We start from the raw sequence: 16,070 nt of genomic DNA, 5'->3' as shown, positions 1-16,070 counted from the left end.
ACGTTCCTCTTCGGTGGTCTCTCGGGTGTGTTGCTCGCCAGCCCGCCGATCGATTTCCATGTCACCGACACCTACTTCGTGATCGCGCACTTCCATTATGTGGTGTTCGGGACGGTGGTGTTCGCGACGTATGCCGGTATCTATTTCTGGTTCCCGAAGATGACGGGCCGGATGATGGACGAGACGCTCGGCAAGTGGCATTTCTGGTTGACGTTCTTCGGGTTCCACGGCACGTTCTTGGTGCAGCACTGGCTCGGGAACGAGGGTATGCCGCGTCGGTACGCCGACTACCTGGCTTCGGACGGGTTCACTACGTTGAACATTATTTCCACGATCGGGGCGTTCGTGCTCGGTGCGTCGACGTTGCCGTTCGTGTGGAACGTGTTCAAGTCCTACCGGTACGGCGAAGTCGTCACGGTCGACGATCCGTGGGGGTACGGCAACTCGTTGGAATGGGCGACTTCCTGCCCGCCGCCGCGGCACAACTTCACCGAACTGCCCCGGATCCGTTCGGAGCGTCCCGCGTTCGAACTGCACTACCCGCACATGGTCGAACGCCTCCGCGCCGAAGCCCACGTCGGACCAGGTGCCCACGGCGGACACACCACCGAAGTCCTCGAGAAGGCGCGTCGAGAACCACTGGCCACCGGCGACGACGAGCATTCGGGCGACTGAACCGGCAGCGCCGAATCACAGGTGCCGAATCACAGGTACTGCCCCGTCAATTCGGCTGCGCGCCAGCGTCCGTCGGCGATGGTGCGGAGCAGTACCTGTGTCGTCACTGCAGTTCCGTGCTCCAACACTGCGCGTCGCACCGTTTCTCGCACGTCCGCCCCGGAGACCGCAGAAGCGAAGGACCGCGCCACGGTATGGCAGTCCACAGCGTCGGCGCCGGGTATCGACGTCAGTATCCGACGCAGGATCTCGGCTGTCGCGGCGGTGTCCGGGTAGTCGATCTCGATGACCGCATCGAACCGAGCCGATCGCGTTGCGGCGGAATCGAGAGACGTCGGATCGTTGGTCGACGCGATGGTCAGAACGTCGTCGTACTGCCGGGTGCCGTCGAGGACGGTCAGAAATTCCGCCAACGGCTCGTCCCGACCGCCGCTTCCCCTCGTGCCGATGATCAGATCGAGATCCTCGAGGATGACGACGGTGCGTCCGAGATATCTGGTCTCCTCGTAGATGGACCTCAGCGCACGAGATCCAGCGAGGGCGTCGACGATGATGACGGTGGCGTCTCCCATCAGCTCCCCGGCCACGACACGGCTGACGGCACTCTTGCCCACACCGGGAGGACCGGTCAGAAGCACTCCTCGGCTGGTTCCCAGGCCGAGCTGACGCATCAGGTCGGCGCGAGTGGTCACTGCCGCGATATTGGTGTCCAGTTCGTTCCACACTTCAGCAGGCAACACCAGATTCGAGCGGTCCTGACGGGGTAGGTCGACGATCGCCAGGCCGAGTACAGGTTTCGCGGTCGCCTGAAGAACACGTCCTCGGAAAAAGTTTCGAGGACCGCGCGCTGCGGTCATCGTCTGCGCGAGCAGTACCCTGCCCGCCTCGGCGTCGACCGTGCGGGTGTAGATGCGAAGCTCGAATTCGTCGTTCATGAACGACGCTTCCCTCAGGCACACCACGACGTCGATCGGTGCGAACGAGCCACCGACGAAGAACACGGCAAGTTCCTTGGGCAGCGAGACCGACGTGCCGTCGATTTCCGTTCGCTCCCACGTCGGAGGACACGAATCCTCTGCGGGACCGACCGGAGGGTTCCATGTCGACATGTCGTCCGCGAGGATCGCAGCCACTGCCGGACGCGTGGAGACCGTGAGGAGTTCGGTGGCGCAGACGACGTCGCCGCTCGACACTCCCAGTGAGGTCGAGACGAATGCGTCTGCCGTAGTAGCCGAGCGCGAGGCGCCGAGGAGCAGGTGTGCAATCGCGGCGACGGTGCGACGGACGGATTCCGGTTCACCGGACAGGCTTTCGTGCACTTCTGATGTCATGAGGGAGTCACGATTCTTTCACCACGCCGAGTACGTGGACTACTCCGCGTGCGCGAAGATCGCCAGAGTACTACATCGACAACACGGTCGCCCAGCGCATTTCCACGCGTCACCGACCGAGTAATCCCGTTTCTCAGAACGCTCTCAGCAGTCACGGTCATACTCGTGCAGTGATCCCCCGCGCAGCCCATCGCCCCACAGCGTTGACGCTGCACGGCCGCATCCGTGTTCTCACGATCAGTGTTGCGGCTCTCGCCGTCGCGGTCAGTGCGCTCGCCATCTACGTCGTCGCGGACCAGGCTCTTCGTGATCAGCTCGGTGACCGAGTGTCTCGCAACGCCAAAGCACTCATCACCGGAGCACAGTTGGGCGTCCCGCCGAACGCGTACGGTTTCGGCGTCAGCAGCCCCGACGGTCCGGCGATCAAAGTAGCTCTGGTCTCGTCGACCGGGGAACTCGTCACGTTCAACACCGAGTCCAAGCCGTTCACGAACTCGGCGGGTGTGCTCGACGCCCAGGAGCAGGCAGTCGTCGACGGGACGGCGCCTGACTCCCTCCGCGAGGTGCGCGGATACATGGTCGCGGCCGAGCGGACGACCACCGGCGAAACCGTCATGGTCGCCGAGTCACTCGAGTCCAACGATCCGCTGCTGGGGAAGTTGACGCTCGCTCTCGTGATGATCGGAGCATTCTTGGTCGCTCTGGCCGGAATCGCCGGTTCTGCTGTGGCTCGAACAGGGCTGAGACCGGTCAAACGTCTGCGCAACGCCACCGAGCAGGTGGCACGCACCGGCGACTTGGAACCCATCGTCGTCAGCGGAGACGACGAACTCGCGTCGCTGGCCACCAGCTACAACGAGATGCTCGCCGCGCTCACCGTCTCCGGCCGCCGGCAGAACAAGCTCGTCACCGACGCCGGCGAGGAGTTGATGGAACCGTTGCAGACATTGCGAGCGAAGATCGACACCGTGATGGCACTGGACTCGGACGACCCGCCCGCGCTGTACCCCGAGGAGCAGGACGAGCTTCGCGCGGGTGTCATGACCGACATGGACGTGATCATTCGGCTGGTCCACGATCTGGTCGATCAGGCCCGCGTCCAGTCGGAGGCGTCGCACTCCTGATCGACGCCGCTACCGTTCGATTCGATGCAGTCGAACGTTTCCGAGCGTCGAATCCTCGATGTCGGCGGTCATGTACGTACAGAACGGTTGCCGACGGCGGTCCGTGGGAGATCCTGGATTGAGCAGGCGCAGCCCGTTGTCGGCCGTGGTGTCCCATGGAATGTGACTGTGCCCGAACACGAGTACATCCGTGTCGGGATAGGCCGCCGCCATGCGTTTCTCACGTCCAGCGGCCTGACCTGTCTCGTGGACGACGGTGAGTCGGACGCCGTCGAATGTGACGTCTGCCCGCTCGGGCATGCGTGCGCGTAGGTCTTCGCCGTCGTTGTTCCCCCAGCATGCGATCAACCGTGTCGACGCGGCCTTCAGCGCGTCGAACAGGTCGACCTCGACCCAGTCGCCGGCGTGGACGACGACATCCGCATCTCGGACGGCATCCCAGACTTGCTGGGGCAGAGCCCTCGCCCGCTTCGGCACATGAGTGTCTGCCAGCAACAGAAGTTTCACGCACTCCAGTGTGCACGCTCGGCGGTCGCGGGCGGGGAATCGTTATCGGACGATGCACGGTGGGTGTTCACCGGAAGTCCCTCGACTTGGATTGCACCCGCAGATCCAGAAGCTGCAGATGATCCGCCACCACGGTGGCTGCCCCTTCGGCGTTCTGTACCTTGCCTCGGATCAGCAATGCGGGAGCGGTGAGCGCAAGCTTTCGATACTTCGCCCACAGTCCGACCGAACACACGACATTGACCATTCCGGTCTCGTCCTCCAGATTGACGAACGTGACTCCACCCGCTGTCGCAGGCCGTTGCCGATGCGTCACCGCTCCCCCGACGAGTACCCGGTCCCCATCGGGAATTGCCAACAGCCGATGCGCCGGAACCACCCCGAGGCGGTCGAGTCGATCTCGAAAGAACTGAGTGGGATACGAATTCGGCGATACCCCCGTTGCCCATACGTCCGCGGACGCCAGATCGAGATCGCTCATACCGGGAAGCACTGGCGCGTGGGTCGATGCCCCGAGACCGGGAAGCAGATGCGGACGCTCCCCTGCCGCAGCGCCGGCAGCCCACAATGCTTGACGACGAGTGGTCCCGAAACAGCCGAGAGCGCCTGCTGTCGCCAATGATTCGGCCTGGGCGGTGGACAACTCCACCCGTCCGGTCAGATCGAGGAACGAGGTGTACGGGCCACCCAGTACCCGAGCTTCGACGATCTTCTCCGCGAGCGCCTGACCGATGTGGCGAACATCGGCCAGACCCATACGAATTTCGAGTCCACCACCGCACAAGTCCGCGTACCAGGAACTGGCGTTGACATCCGGTCCGTGCACCTGGACACCGTGACGCCGTGCATCGGCGACCAACGATTGCGGGGAGTAGAAGCCCATCGGCTGTGCCCGCAGCAGTCCCGCGCAGAACGCTGCCGGATGGTGCAGTTTGAACCACGACGAATAGAACACGAGCGATGCGAAACTCTGCGAATGACTCTCGGGAAAACCGAAGTTGGCGAAGGCGGACAGTTTCTCGTAGATACGATCGGCAGCATCCCCGACGATTCCGTGCAGCTCACGCATACCGTCGTAGAACTTTCCGCGCAGTTCGTTCATGCGCTCCGGAGACCGTTTGGAACCCATGGCTCGGCGGAGTTGATCGGCATCCGCAGCACTGAAACCCGCGACATCGATCGCCATCTGCATGAGCTGTTCCTGGAACAGCGGAACTCCGAGCGTCCGATCCAGAGCCTTCTTCAACGACGGATGATCGAACGTGACCGGTTCGAGCCCGTTGCGGCGCTTGATGTACGGGTGAACGGATCCACCCTGAATGGGCCCCGGCCTGATCAGTGCCACTTCCACGACCAAGTCGTAGAACTCACTCGGCTTCAGGCGAGGCAACGTCGCCATCTGCGCGCGCGACTCCACCTGGAACACGCCGATGGAATCCGCTCGCTGCAGCATGTCGTAGACAGCCTTCTCGCTCAGGTCGATGTCCGCGAGGTCGATCCGGATGCCTTTGTGCTCGTCGATCAGATCGATCATGTAATGCAAGGCCGACAACATCCCGAGTCCCAGCATGTCGAACTTGACCAAACCAACCGCAGCGCAATCGTCCTTGTCCCACTGGAGAACACTGCGGTCGGCCATCGTCGCCCACTCCACCGGACACACGTCCGCAATGGGGCGATCGCAGATCACCATGCCGCCCGAGTGAATACCGAGATGACGCGGAAATCCTTCGATCTGCCGCGCCAGATCCAGTACCGGAGCAGGTATGTCGCTTCCCTCCTGATCACCGATGTTGGACCAACGGGTGACCTGCTTGCTCCACGCATCCTGTTGCCCCTGAGAGAATCCCAGCGCGCGAGCCATGTCACGCACCGAGGATTTACCTCGGTAGGTGATCACGTTCGCGACCTGCGCGGCGTACGTGCGCCCGTACTTGGAGTAGACATGCTGAATCGCTTCCTCACGCCTGTCCGATTCGATGTCGACGTCGATATCCGGCGGCCCGTCCCGCTCGGGTGCGAGGAATCGCTCGAAGAGCAGCTTGTTGGCAACAGGGTCCACGTTGGTGATGCCGATGGCATAACAGACAGCGGAGTTGGCGGCCGAACCTCGCCCCTGGCACAGAATGTCGTTGTCCTTGCAGAATTTCACGATGTCATGGACGACGAGAAAGTACCCGGGAAAACCCAACCGCTCGATGATGTCCAGTTCGTACTCGATCTGAGCGTGCGCCGCAGGATGTTCCGTCGGCGAGCCGTACCTGAGGCGCGCACCACGCAGCGCGAGATCACGCAGGTGACTGATCTCGGTATGTCCGGGAGGCACGTCGAACGGCGGAAGCTTCGGCGCGATCAAGTGAAGATCGAACGCGCACTCGCGACCGAGCCGGGCTGCGGCGTCGACCACACCGGGATGATGACGGAACAGCGCAGCCATCTCCGCACCGGACCGAAGATGGGTACCACCGGTCGGTGCAAGCCATCCCGACGCCTCGTCCAAGCTGCTTCTGGCGCGCACCGCAGCCATCGCCATGGCAAGACGACGGTTCTCCGGCGTCGCGTAATGGGCCGCTGTCGTGGCGATCACCGGAAGGCGAAAGCGGGCGGCGGCATCGAACAGCGCGTCGTTGCGCTCGTCGTCCTCCGGCAATCCGTGATGAGTGAGCTCGACGGTGACACGGTCGGCACCGAATCTGTCGACCAGGTCCCGCACGGCAGCATCCATCGCGTCCCGCCCGCCGTCGTGCAGGGCGCGCCGCACGTGCCCCTTTCTGCACCCGGTGAGGATCTGCCAATGCCCACCCGCGGCATCGGACAACGCGTCGAAGTCGTATCGAGGCTTTCCCTTGACGCCACCGGCCAGATGCGCCGCCGCGATCTCCCTCGACAATCTGCGATACCCCTCCTGGCCGCGAGCGAGCACCAGAAGATGCGTACCGTCCGGGTCGAGCTCACCTGCCCGCGACTTGTCCGTTCCCAACGACAGTTCGGCACCGAAAACAGTCCCCACACCCAGCGCCTTGGCGGCCTCGGCGAACCTCACGACCCCGTAGAGACCGTCGTGATCGGTGAGGGCGATCGACTCCAGCCCGAGCCTCGCGGCCTCCTCCACCATCGTTTCCGGCTGGCTCGCCCCGTCGAGGAAACTGAACGCGGAATGCGCATGCAACTCCGCATACGGAGTTCCAGTCACGGGCGCCGAAGTGACCGACCCTTCGTACGCCGCACGTTTACGCGACCAGGCAGGGCTGTCACCGCCGTCGCCGACGATCTCGGGCTTGTCCGGCCGCGCAGGACGCCCCGACAGCACCCTCTCCATCTCCGACCACGTCGGTGGACCATCGTTCCAGCCCATGACCATCCCCTCGTTCATCGAGAACTCGAACAGCACGTCCGAACAGAGGGGAAGACACCGTTCGAACGTGTGTTCTATTAGAGCGCACGACACCGACAGAAATCAACGTGTCGTCTCCAGCCACTAGGCTCGCTCTGCGATCGCATGTAACTAGAGAGCTGGAGTGAGAACGTGACACGTTGGGCTTCGTTCGTCGTTTCCCGTAAACGCTGGGTGCTCACCATCGCCATCGTGGCGGTGGCCCTCAGCGGGGTATGGGGAATCGGCGTGTTCTCCAAGCTCAGCGAAGGCGGCTTCATCGACCCGGGAAGCGAGGCCGCCGAAGTCAGCACACTCGTCGCCGGTCTCGGGCAACCGACACCGGACATCGTCGCCATCTACACCGCACCCGAAGGCAAGACGATCGACGACATCGCACCCGACGTCACAGCCGTGCTCGACGAGTTCCAGAACGAATACTCCGTCGAGAACGTCACGTCCTATTGGACGGCGAACGCCGCAGCCAAGCAGTTCCTCCTGTCGAACGACGGCACCAAGGCGCTCGCCACCGTCACTCTCGGCCCCGACTCGGGCGTCACGTTCTCGACGTTCGGTGACCTGCCGCCGAAGCTCGTCGTTCCCGGTGTGACTTCGCAATTCGCCGGCGGATCGGTGGTGGGAGTGTCCTTCAGCACCACGCTGCAGAGCGACCTCGTGCGATCCGAGGCGATCGCGATCCCCATCACCCTGGTGCTGTTGATCTTCATCTTCGGTGGCGTGGTCGCGGCCGCGGTGCCGGTGTTCGTGGGCATCCTCAGCGTCATCAGCGCTTTGGCAATTCTGCGTGTACTGACGGTGGTCACCGAGGTCAGCTCGTTCTCCATCAACGTCGCCTCACTTCTCGGACTCGGCCTGGCCATCGACTACGGACTGTTCATCGTCAGTAGATTTCGAGAGGAGATGCGCGCAGGCGTCGACCCGCAGAACGCCGCAGTTCGCACCGTGCTGACCGCAGGCCGAACCATCGTCTTCTCGGGGCTGCTGCTGATCTGCGCATTCGCGGGAATGCTGGTGTTTCCGCAACCGGTCGTCAAATCACTCGGATTCGGGGCCATGGCCGCCGTCGCCAGCGCGGCAATCCTGTCGCTGACGGCTGTTCCCGCCCTGCTCGCGATACTCGGTCATCGCATCAACTCGCTCACCTGGAGCCGAAGCGCATCCGACCGCGGCGACGCGCGCGCACAGAAATTCTGGGGAGCCGTCGTCACCCGGGTGATGCGCACCCCCGGAATCGTCGCCGTCGTCATCGTCGCCGCACTACTCGTACTGTCCGCACCGATCCTCAAGGTCACGCTGGGAGAAGTCGACTACACCGCACTGCCTCAGAACGATCCTGCCCGCGTCGCCGTCGAGACACTGAACTCGGAATTCCCCACCACAGGCGAAGGCGCGACAGTAGTTCTCCGCGGCACCGATGGACAGAAACCCCAGGGCGCCCCGATCGCGGACATCACCCGCCAAGCAGAAGCCGTCGACGGAATTGCCCGGGTCCAGTTCACCGGCTCCGCGGACGACTTCGTCGTCGTCCAAGCAACATTCAGCGAACCCAGCGAAGGCAAGAGCGAAGTCGAATCGACCAGTGACGCCGTCGCTTCCCTACGTCAGATGACACCGCCGGACGGCACCGAGATCCTCGTCGGAGGCTCGAGAGCTCTCGTCGACGACGGCAACGCAGCGATCGCCAAGTGGCTGCCGGCGATGATCGCGATCATGGTCATCTCGACGCTCATCCTGTTGTTCCTCGCCTTCGGCTCGATCGTCCTCCCCATCAAAGCGGTCCTGATGGCAGGGCTGAGCCTCGGAGCCACCTTCGGTGTGCTGACCTGGGTCTTCCAGGAAGGACACGGCGCCGAACTGCTCGGCGTCACCCCGGCACCACTCGAAGCGACATTCGTCGTCCTCATCCTCGCCGTCGTCTTCGGCCTGTCCACCGACTACGAGGTCTTCCTGATGTCCCGAATGGTAGAAGCCAGAGCCGGCGGCGCCACAACGGAAGAAGCAGTGACCGTCGGCGCACAACGAACAGGACGCATCGTCACCGCCGCTGCCCTCATCCTCATCGTCGTCACCGGAGCATTCACCATCTCCGATCTGTCGATCATGAGATTCCTCGGCGTCGGAATGATCCTCGCCTTGATCGTCGACGCCACCATCATCAGAATGCTGCTCGTCCCGTCGCTGGTGAAACTGATGGGCGAAGTCAACTGGTGGGCGCCGGCATGGATGAAGAAAGTGCACGACAAAGTCGGTATCGGTCACTGACCTCGCCCGCATCCCTGTCTTCAGGGACCGAACGTGACGTTCGGTCACCTCAAGTGACCCAATGTGACGTTCGGTCACCTCAAGTGACCCAACGTGACGTTCGGTCACTTGAAGTGACTGAATGCCACGTTCGGTCCGAAATCAAGGGTGGCCGAGGAACTTACTATGAAGTAAGTTCGGGGGATGGCGAAGTACATCGTTACCGGCGGTACGGGTTTTCTCGGGCAGAATGTGCTGCCCCTGATACTGAAGCGCGACGTGTCTGCGGAGGTGCATGTTCTGGTTCGGCAACAGTCGGTTGCCAAGCTCGAACAGCAGGTGGCCGGGCTGCCCGGTAACGACAGGGTTCATCCGCTCGTGGGAGACCTCACCGAACCGGGACTCGGGGTGAAGGAGGTGCCGTCGGATGTCGATCACATCGTTCATCTCGGCGCTGTCTACGACCTGACCGCCGGCGACGAGCAGTCCGGGGCGAATGTGGACGGCACTCGGGCCGTGGTCGATCTGGCGATGGCGACGGGGGCGAGGCTGCACCACGTGTCGTCCATCGCCATTGCCGGTGACCATGTGGGGACGTTCAGCGAGAACGATTTCGACAAAGGCCAGGGATTCCCGACGGCGTATCACCGGACCAAGTTCGAGGCGGAGGCGATCGTCCGCGATTCGGCTACCGATTGGCGCGTGTACAGGCCGTCCGCGGTTGTCGGCCATTCCGAGACCGGCGCGATCGACAAGATCGACGGGCCGTACTTCTTCTTTCCGTTCTTCGCCGAACTTGCCAAGTTGCCGTCGATCCTGCCTGTCACGGTGCCTGATATCGGTGCGACCAATCTGGTACCGGTGGACTACGTTGCCACTGCCATCGTCGACCTGATCGTGCGGAACCCTCTGGGTCAGAGGGTGTTCCACCTCGTCAACCCCGAGCCTCAGTCGATGGTCGAGGTGTATTCCGCGTTCGGCGCGGCCGCGGGTTCGACGGCCAAGGTCGTGGGGATACCGGGGGCGGTTGCTGCTCCTGTCGTCTCGCCGCGCACGAGGATGGTCAAGAACGGTCGCGACGCCGTGCTCACACGGTTCGGTGTTCCACCCGTCATGCTCGATCATCTGACGCTGCCGACGGTGTTCACGTCCACTGCCACCCAGGCTGCGTTGAACGGACTCGTTCCGCCGCCGTTGAAGTCCTATGCCGACAAGCTGTGGACGCATTGGCAGAGCAACCTCGACCCGGACCGCGCGCGCAAGCAGGATCCGCGCGGACCGCTGGTCGGCCGTCACATCGTCATCACCGGGGGTTCCTCCGGAATCGGACAGGCGAGTGCCGTGTCCGCAGCCCGCAAGGGCGCAACGGTTCTTCTACTGGCGCGCGGCGCCGAGCAGCTGGAAAGCGTTGTCGCGGACATCCGTTCCTCCGGCGGGGATGCGTACGGGTATCCCTGCGACGTCACGGACACCGAGTCGGTGGAGCAGACGGTCAAGGCCATTCTCGGTGAGCACGGGCACGTGGACATGCTCGTCAACAACGCCGGGAGATCCATCCGGCGTTCGCTCTACCGATCGACGGACAGGCTGCACGATTACGAAAGAACGATGGCCGTCAACTACTTCGGCGCCGTCCGACTCGTGTTGGCGCTACTTCCGCACATGCGTGAGCGCCGCTTCGGTCATGTCGTGAACGTCAGTAGCGCAGCAGTGCAGGGCCATACACCACGTTTCTCCGCGTACGTGGCGAGCAAGGCCGCTCTCGACGCGTTCTCCGACGTCGCTGCGGCCGAAACGCTGTCCGACGGAATAACGTTCACGACCATTCATATGCCGCTCGTCGCGACGCCGATGATCACACCCACCGGCGACAAGAACGTCGGCCCGGTGGTATCACCGGAGAAAGCCGCGGCAATGGTGATCAGGGCGTTGACCGACAAACCGAAGCGCATCGACACCCCTCTCGGCACTCTCGGCCAGTTCGGCAGCATCTTCACGCCGAAGGGCAAGGACCGGACGATGCATCAGTTCTACCGGCGGTTCCCCGATTCGGCTGCTGCCAAAGGTGAAGTGACGGAGGGCAAGGGCGAATCTCAGCCGACCCCCGTACCTCCGACCTCGACATACGACGCGTCCAGCGCATCGGCGCGGGTCGGCAAGCTGGCGAGGCGACTCGGGAGGCTGGTCCCCGGAGCCAACTGGTGACGAGGCCGGTGCCGATCACCTGCGTATCGAGCGCACCAGCACCGAACCGAAGCCGGCGGTCAGATACCCCAGAGAGCCCAGCGCCAGAGTCCATTTGGCGATACTGACGGCCGAGGTGGCTCGCACGACCGAATCGGTGATGTGCTCGGGCCGATCCAGCAGGTGCAGGCCGACGATGTTCTCGACGTAGTCTCCTGCTGCCGAGAGAACAGGAGCGAGCGCAAGCGCACGTGCGGTGGCGGGTGGTATCGGCGTCAGCTCACCCAACCGCTCGGCACCGGCACGAAGGGCGACGGCGTAGATCGCAGGATGGACGAAATCCGGGTAATAGTGGCTTCGAAAACGCGCGGTCTCTCGAACGTCCATTTTCTCGAGAATCGCTCGATATCGTCGTGCCGACCACGCCGTCTGCACTTCGAGGACGCGGGGCCCGGCCGGACCGAGCAGCCGAACGATATTCGCTTGCGAGACAACGAAAAGCGCTGCACTGGCAATCAAGGGAACATCTCGTTTCGACAGTCTCATGCACTGATGGTAGATCCTCACGCAGGATCATTCGTAGATCCCTTCCACTCGCCACCCGTCGTCGCCGTAGAGAAGCAGCAGGGCACGGGTTTGTTCGAACAGCACCTGAACGCGCGCGCCCTGTGTACCCACGGTGGGATCCCACCAGCGTTCGTCGATCGGCCATGGTCCGGCCCACCCTCGTAGTGGCCACGCCTTGCTCCCCCACCGCAGTGTGACCGGGCGGGTGTCGAAACTTCCGCGCAGGCCGACGTGCACGTCGTTGCCGTTCGCGTCCTCCAGCGTCACCCGAGGAGACGTGTCCATCACTGCTGCCGGTGCGGGCGCGGGGAGCCTGCCGGGCCACGGAGCAGCCGGATCCGACAGGGGGACCAACTCGTCGCCCAGACTGCGCAGAGTCACTCGGTCGCCGGGGCCACGCCCCCCGCTCAGCACGCCGATCTTCACCGAGTCGCCGCCGAGAAGTCCCTGCACACGGACCAAGGCTCGTCTGGCGCGTTCCTCCTCGTCGCCGACGCTTCCCCAGAGGCCGAGTTGGAGCTCACCGGCCGCGACCACCTCGACCGGTTCCAATCGCAGCATCGTGATGCCCGACGTCGGTTTGGCGACGCTACGCCCGGTGAGCCAGCCGTCGAGTTGCCACCGCACGCGGTCTGCGGTTCCTTCCGGGGTCAGCGGCTCGGCGCATCGCCATGTTCGCGAGAGGTTCTCGCCGTTGCCGGTCGATGCATGGACGAGGAGCCGAGTGCAGGCAACGGCAGCGGCCGCCAATTTCGTGTGCAGTTTCTCCGCCATTCCCCTGCCCGCGAAGGCCGCTGCGTCCACGCGATCGATCGGCGGATCGCACTGGTATTCCACGTTCAGGTCCGGTGGCAGGGCGCGAGCCGACGGTGGACGCTCCGCCTCACCCCTCGCGCTCCGATGGGCGAGCACGGCGTCGGTCCCGAAACGGGACGCCACATCACCGGGAGTGAGGGCTGCGAAATCACCGACGGTGCGCAGACCCAGACGTCGGAGGAGATCGATCAGGTCTTCCCTGCCCGCCGCGGCCAGACTGGGTTCTGCCGCCAGTTCCGATACCGGCAGCGGCGCGAGATAACGAGCCCCACCGCCCCGGGGAACGATCACGGCATGCCTGGCTGCGATAACCGCCGTCGACAACTCGTCGGCGATCCCTATCTGACATTCGACGCCGGCCGCGGCCGCCTGATCGATCAACCGCTCGGCTGCGTTGTGCTCGGATCCGAAGTATCTGCTGACGCCTCGGGCGCCGAGGATCAGCAACCCCGGCCGCAGTACCTCCACACCCGGCGCAACCATGTCGACGGCTGCGGCGACCGGCTCGAACATCCGGCCGTCTCGATCCGAATCAGCCGTCACCACATGCACATCGGGACAGCGAGCCTGGGCCTCACGTTTGCGCAGGCCCCGCCGTACACCGTGTGCGCGGGCAGGTGCCGAACATGCGATCACACGATTGGCGGACACCACCGCCACCGGGCTGGTCGCCGGAAGATCGGCGACGGCAGCAGCCGCGACCGCGGGCCAGTCCGGGCACCACAGCGCCAGCACCCGGCTCATGCCTGTGCCCGATTCATGTCTGCGCCCGATTCATGTCTGCGCCCGATTCATGCCAGCACCGCCACTCTGTCGGCACCGACGGACGCAACGGACGGGACCTCGAACCACTCGACGCGTCCGCGCTCGGAACGTAGGTCGAATCGAGTGGAACGAGTGCGCATCGCCTTCCCCTGCGCGCGCACTTCCAACCGGAGACCACGAAGCCGCCCGCGGCCTGCACCGTCTCCGGTTCCGACTCCGTCGACGCCGGCCACGGACGCATCGAGCCTCAGGTCCACCCCGTCCCAGTGCCCGTCCGTCACCAGAAGCGAAGCACCCTTGCTTCGAGCGCGTGCAACGACGGCACGTGCTCGCGACGGCGGCACCGACCTACCACCGAGACCGAGCACGACCAGGTCCACTCCGTCGAGCAGGATCGCGGCCACTTCCACCGGGTCCTCTCCCGGATCGGGAACCATGGCCAGTCTGTGCAACTGCGCTCCCATCTCGGACGCTGCGAGCAACCCGAAGCGCGGTTGACCGACCACTGCCACGTGACCGCCTGCAGCCGTGACCGACGCGACCATGCCGAGCATCAGAGAACCCGCGCCGGACACTGCGGTCACCGACCCTCGAACCAGGCCTCCGTGAGGGAGGACAGCCGCAAGCGCCTCGGGGACACTTAGCACCTCTTTTGCAGGTGCGCGTGTGCTTTTCTGCTGTTCGAGGCGGTTGTCGGGCGCCGATGGCTCGGCCGACACAGGGGCACTCGACCGTGAAACCGAGGGACGGGCGACCGAGCGTGTTTCGCCCTTGGACGGCACAGCGGCCATGCGGCGCCGAAGATGTTCCACCCTCTCCGGCAACGACATGCTCTCCAGCGCAACACTGCTGTCATGAACAACACTGCCGTCATGAACAACACCGCTGTCATGAACAACACCGCCGTCATGAACAACACCGCCGTCATGAACAACACCGCCGTCATGAGCAACACTGTTGTCGCGGGAGATATCGTGCCGAGAGTCGGCGGAAACAGACATGCTTGCCTCCCCATGGGTGATGGAATCGTGGAACTCGGCCCGCTTCCGAAGACGGTGGGGAAGTCCCGTCTTCGAACAGACTTTCGAACACCCTCAAGTTAAGCCGTTCCGGCGACCTCCGTCAAGGCAGCGACGAACCGACTGGTGACGGCCGGGGCGGCGCGTCACGCCGGACGTCGCGGGCAGCGATGCTCGCTGTCAACTAACCTGTGGGCGTGACCGAGCAGCAACGCACCGCACGGGTCGTCGGACCCGATTATCTCCTCGCCGGCAGATACCGCCTCGCCTACAAGCTCGGCGGTGGCGGAATGGGTGCCGTGTGGCTTGCGCAGGACACGCTGATGGGAAGAAAAGTTGCCGTCAAACAGGTCACCTCGACGATCGATCTGAGCGAGAAGGCCGCGCGCGAAGTCCGCAATCGCGCCATGCGTGAGGGCCGGATCGCCGCGCGGCTGTCCAGCCCACATGCCATCGCCATGCACGACGTCGCGATCGAGGACGGAGAACCGTGGCTCGTCATGGAGTACATGCCGTCACGGTCGCTGGCGCAGGCACTGAACATCGCCGAGACGCTGCCACCGTACGAGGTAGCGCAGGTGGGCGCCCAAGTTGCCGACGCGCTCACCGAGGCACACGAGGCGGGTATCGTCCACCGCGACATCAAACCGGGCAACATCCTCATCGCTGACCGTGGCCGGACGCTCGGGATCGTCAAGATCAGCGACTTCGGGATCTCGCGTGCGAAAGGTGATGTGGAGGAGTCGGATTCGAGCGTCATCACCGGCACTCCCGCCTACTTCGCTCCCGAGGTCGCACGCGGACAGGATCCGACCGAGGCAAGCGACGTCTTCTCCCTCGGCGCGACGCTGTACACCGCGATCGAGGGCAGACCGCCGTTCGACATCGACGAGGACTCCATCGCACTGCTGCACCGAGTCGCTCGCGGCCAGATCATCTCGCCCAGCAGATCAGGAGATCTCACTCCGGCGTTGCTGCACATGCTCGAGCCGGACCCGTCTCGCAGGCCGACCATGGCACAGGCCAGAGACGAGATCATCCGGAGCGCGGTCAGCAGCAAAGGATCCATTGCGTCGCTTCGCGGTGTTCCACTCACCACATCGGACGGCGTCGTACCGGGGTGGGCACACCGATCCACGCCCGTCGCGGAAACCCGTCGCCCCTCACGCGAATTCGGCAACACCGTCGCGGGGCTTCCCGCAGTGCGCTCGACCGGCCTGTCGGACACCACACCCAAGCCCTACTCCCCGCCCCCGTTCGACGTGCCCAAGAAGAAGAATCCGTTGGACAAGGTGCTCGATGCAGTCGACGACGCCGTGGGAGACAAGGTCGACATCCCACCTGCGGTGATTCTGGGTGTGGGAGTGGCTGTCGTCCTACTGTTTGTCGTGCTGCTGATCGCCCTCCTCTGAATCTCCGTCCAGGAATACGAAGAACTGCGCAAGAA

12 protein-coding genes are annotated in these 16,070 nt (G+C 64.0%); 6 read left to right on the top strand and 6 right to left on the bottom strand.

Features of this window, described 5'->3' with window-relative positions:
* A partial coding sequence (locus ACFULT_RS09915) for a cbb3-type cytochrome c oxidase subunit I (RefSeq protein WP_378481341.1) occupies positions 1-675 on the top strand: 675 nt, incomplete at its 5' end.
* A gap of 29 nt (positions 676-704) precedes the next feature.
* On the opposite strand, the gene ACFULT_RS09910 is transcribed toward ACFULT_RS09915, so the two are convergent.
* A complete protein-coding gene (locus tag ACFULT_RS09910) occupies positions 705-2,006 on the bottom strand; it encodes an ATP-binding protein (protein WP_378481340.1) in 1,302 nt (433 codons plus the stop codon).
* 170 nt (positions 2,007-2,176) lie between these two features.
* Here ACFULT_RS09910 and ACFULT_RS09905 point away from each other — a divergent pair, with 170 nt between their 5' ends.
* The gene (locus ACFULT_RS09905; RefSeq protein ID WP_378481339.1) at positions 2,177-3,130 is read left to right on the top strand and encodes a HAMP domain-containing protein; all 954 of its coding nucleotides are present in this window, start codon (positions 2,177-2,179) and stop codon (positions 3,128-3,130) included.
* 9 nt (positions 3,131-3,139) lie between these two features.
* Here ACFULT_RS09905 and ACFULT_RS09900 read toward each other — a convergent pair whose 3' ends face one another.
* Both ACFULT_RS09900 and ACFULT_RS09895 read right to left on the bottom strand, forming a co-directional pair.
* Entirely contained in the window at positions 3,140-3,637 is a 498-nt protein-coding gene (locus tag ACFULT_RS09900) for a metallophosphoesterase (RefSeq protein WP_094719127.1), read from the bottom strand.
* A gap of 67 nt (positions 3,638-3,704) precedes the next feature.
* Complete coding sequence (locus ACFULT_RS09895; protein ID WP_378481338.1) at positions 3,705-6,992, bottom strand: error-prone DNA polymerase; 3,288 nt, start codon at positions 6,990-6,992, stop codon at positions 3,705-3,707.
* Positions 6,993-7,163: 171 nt separating this feature from the next.
* On the opposite strand from ACFULT_RS09895, the gene ACFULT_RS09890 reads away from it, so the two are divergent.
* Both ACFULT_RS09890 and ACFULT_RS09885 read left to right on the top strand, forming a co-directional pair.
* A complete protein-coding gene (locus ACFULT_RS09890) occupies positions 7,164-9,293 on the top strand; it encodes an MMPL family transporter (RefSeq protein WP_037108861.1) in 2,130 nt (709 codons plus the stop codon).
* A 183-nt stretch (positions 9,294-9,476) separates the two neighbouring features.
* Entirely contained in the window at positions 9,477-11,477 is a 2,001-nt protein-coding gene (locus ACFULT_RS09885; protein WP_037108864.1) for an SDR family oxidoreductase, read from the top strand.
* Between the two features lie 15 nt (positions 11,478-11,492).
* On the opposite strand, the gene ACFULT_RS09880 is transcribed toward ACFULT_RS09885, so the two are convergent.
* From ACFULT_RS09880 to ACFULT_RS09870, 3 genes are read right to left on the bottom strand one after another with little or no spacing between them, the layout of a single operon-like run.
* Positions 11,493-12,002, bottom strand: coding sequence for a hypothetical protein (locus ACFULT_RS09880; protein WP_037108866.1), 510 nt, complete (start codon positions 12,000-12,002; stop codon positions 11,493-11,495).
* 27 nt (positions 12,003-12,029) lie between these two features.
* Complete coding sequence (locus ACFULT_RS09875) at positions 12,030-13,583, bottom strand: DNA polymerase Y family protein (RefSeq protein ID WP_378481337.1); 1,554 nt, start codon at positions 13,581-13,583, stop codon at positions 12,030-12,032.
* Positions 13,584-13,630: 47 nt separating this feature from the next.
* Positions 13,631-14,434: a hypothetical protein gene (locus ACFULT_RS09870; protein ID WP_255122660.1), complete on the bottom strand. Its 804-nt coding sequence runs from the start codon at positions 14,432-14,434 to the stop codon at positions 13,631-13,633.
* A gap of 24 nt (positions 14,435-14,458) precedes the next feature.
* On the opposite strand from ACFULT_RS09870, the gene ACFULT_RS09865 reads away from it, so the two are divergent.
* The gene (locus ACFULT_RS09865) at positions 14,459-14,707 is read left to right on the top strand and encodes a hypothetical protein (RefSeq protein ID WP_378481336.1); all 249 of its coding nucleotides are present in this window, start codon (positions 14,459-14,461) and stop codon (positions 14,705-14,707) included.
* Between the two features lie 107 nt (positions 14,708-14,814).
* A complete protein-coding gene (locus ACFULT_RS09860) occupies positions 14,815-16,035 on the top strand; it encodes a serine/threonine-protein kinase (protein ID WP_378481335.1) in 1,221 nt (406 codons plus the stop codon).
* Positions 16,036-16,070: the final 35 nt, after the last annotated feature.

It is taken from the genome of Rhodococcus sp. NPDC057297, assembly GCF_042667435.1.
Lineage (GTDB): Bacteria > Actinomycetota > Actinomycetes > Mycobacteriales > Mycobacteriaceae > Rhodococcoides.
The sequence above is the reverse complement of the archived record's forward strand: the minus strand, read 5'-3'. Positions and strand labels throughout refer to the sequence as shown.

Excerpts from the sequence above, each read along its gene's own strand:
- ACFULT_RS09910 (WP_378481340.1), bottom strand. The coding sequence starts at position 2,006 with ATGACATCAGAAGTGCACGAAAGCCTGTCCGGTGAACCGGAATCCGTC.
- ACFULT_RS09895 (WP_378481338.1), bottom strand. The coding sequence starts at position 6,992 with ATGGGCTGGAACGATGGTCCACCGACGTGGTCGGAGATGGAGAGGGTG.
- ACFULT_RS09885 (WP_037108864.1), top strand. The coding sequence starts at position 9,477 with ATGGCGAAGTACATCGTTACCGGCGGTACGGGTTTTCTCGGGCAGAAT.
- ACFULT_RS09880 (WP_037108866.1), bottom strand. The coding sequence starts at position 12,002 with ATGAGACTGTCGAAACGAGATGTTCCCTTGATTGCCAGTGCAGCGCTT.
- ACFULT_RS09875 (WP_378481337.1), bottom strand. The coding sequence starts at position 13,583 with ATGAGCCGGGTGCTGGCGCTGTGGTGCCCGGACTGGCCCGCGGTCGCG.
- ACFULT_RS09870 (WP_255122660.1), bottom strand. The coding sequence starts at position 14,434 with ATGTCGTTGCCGGAGAGGGTGGAACATCTTCGGCGCCGCATGGCCGCT.
- ACFULT_RS09865 (WP_378481336.1), top strand. The coding sequence starts at position 14,459 with ATGAACAACACTGCCGTCATGAACAACACCGCTGTCATGAACAACACC.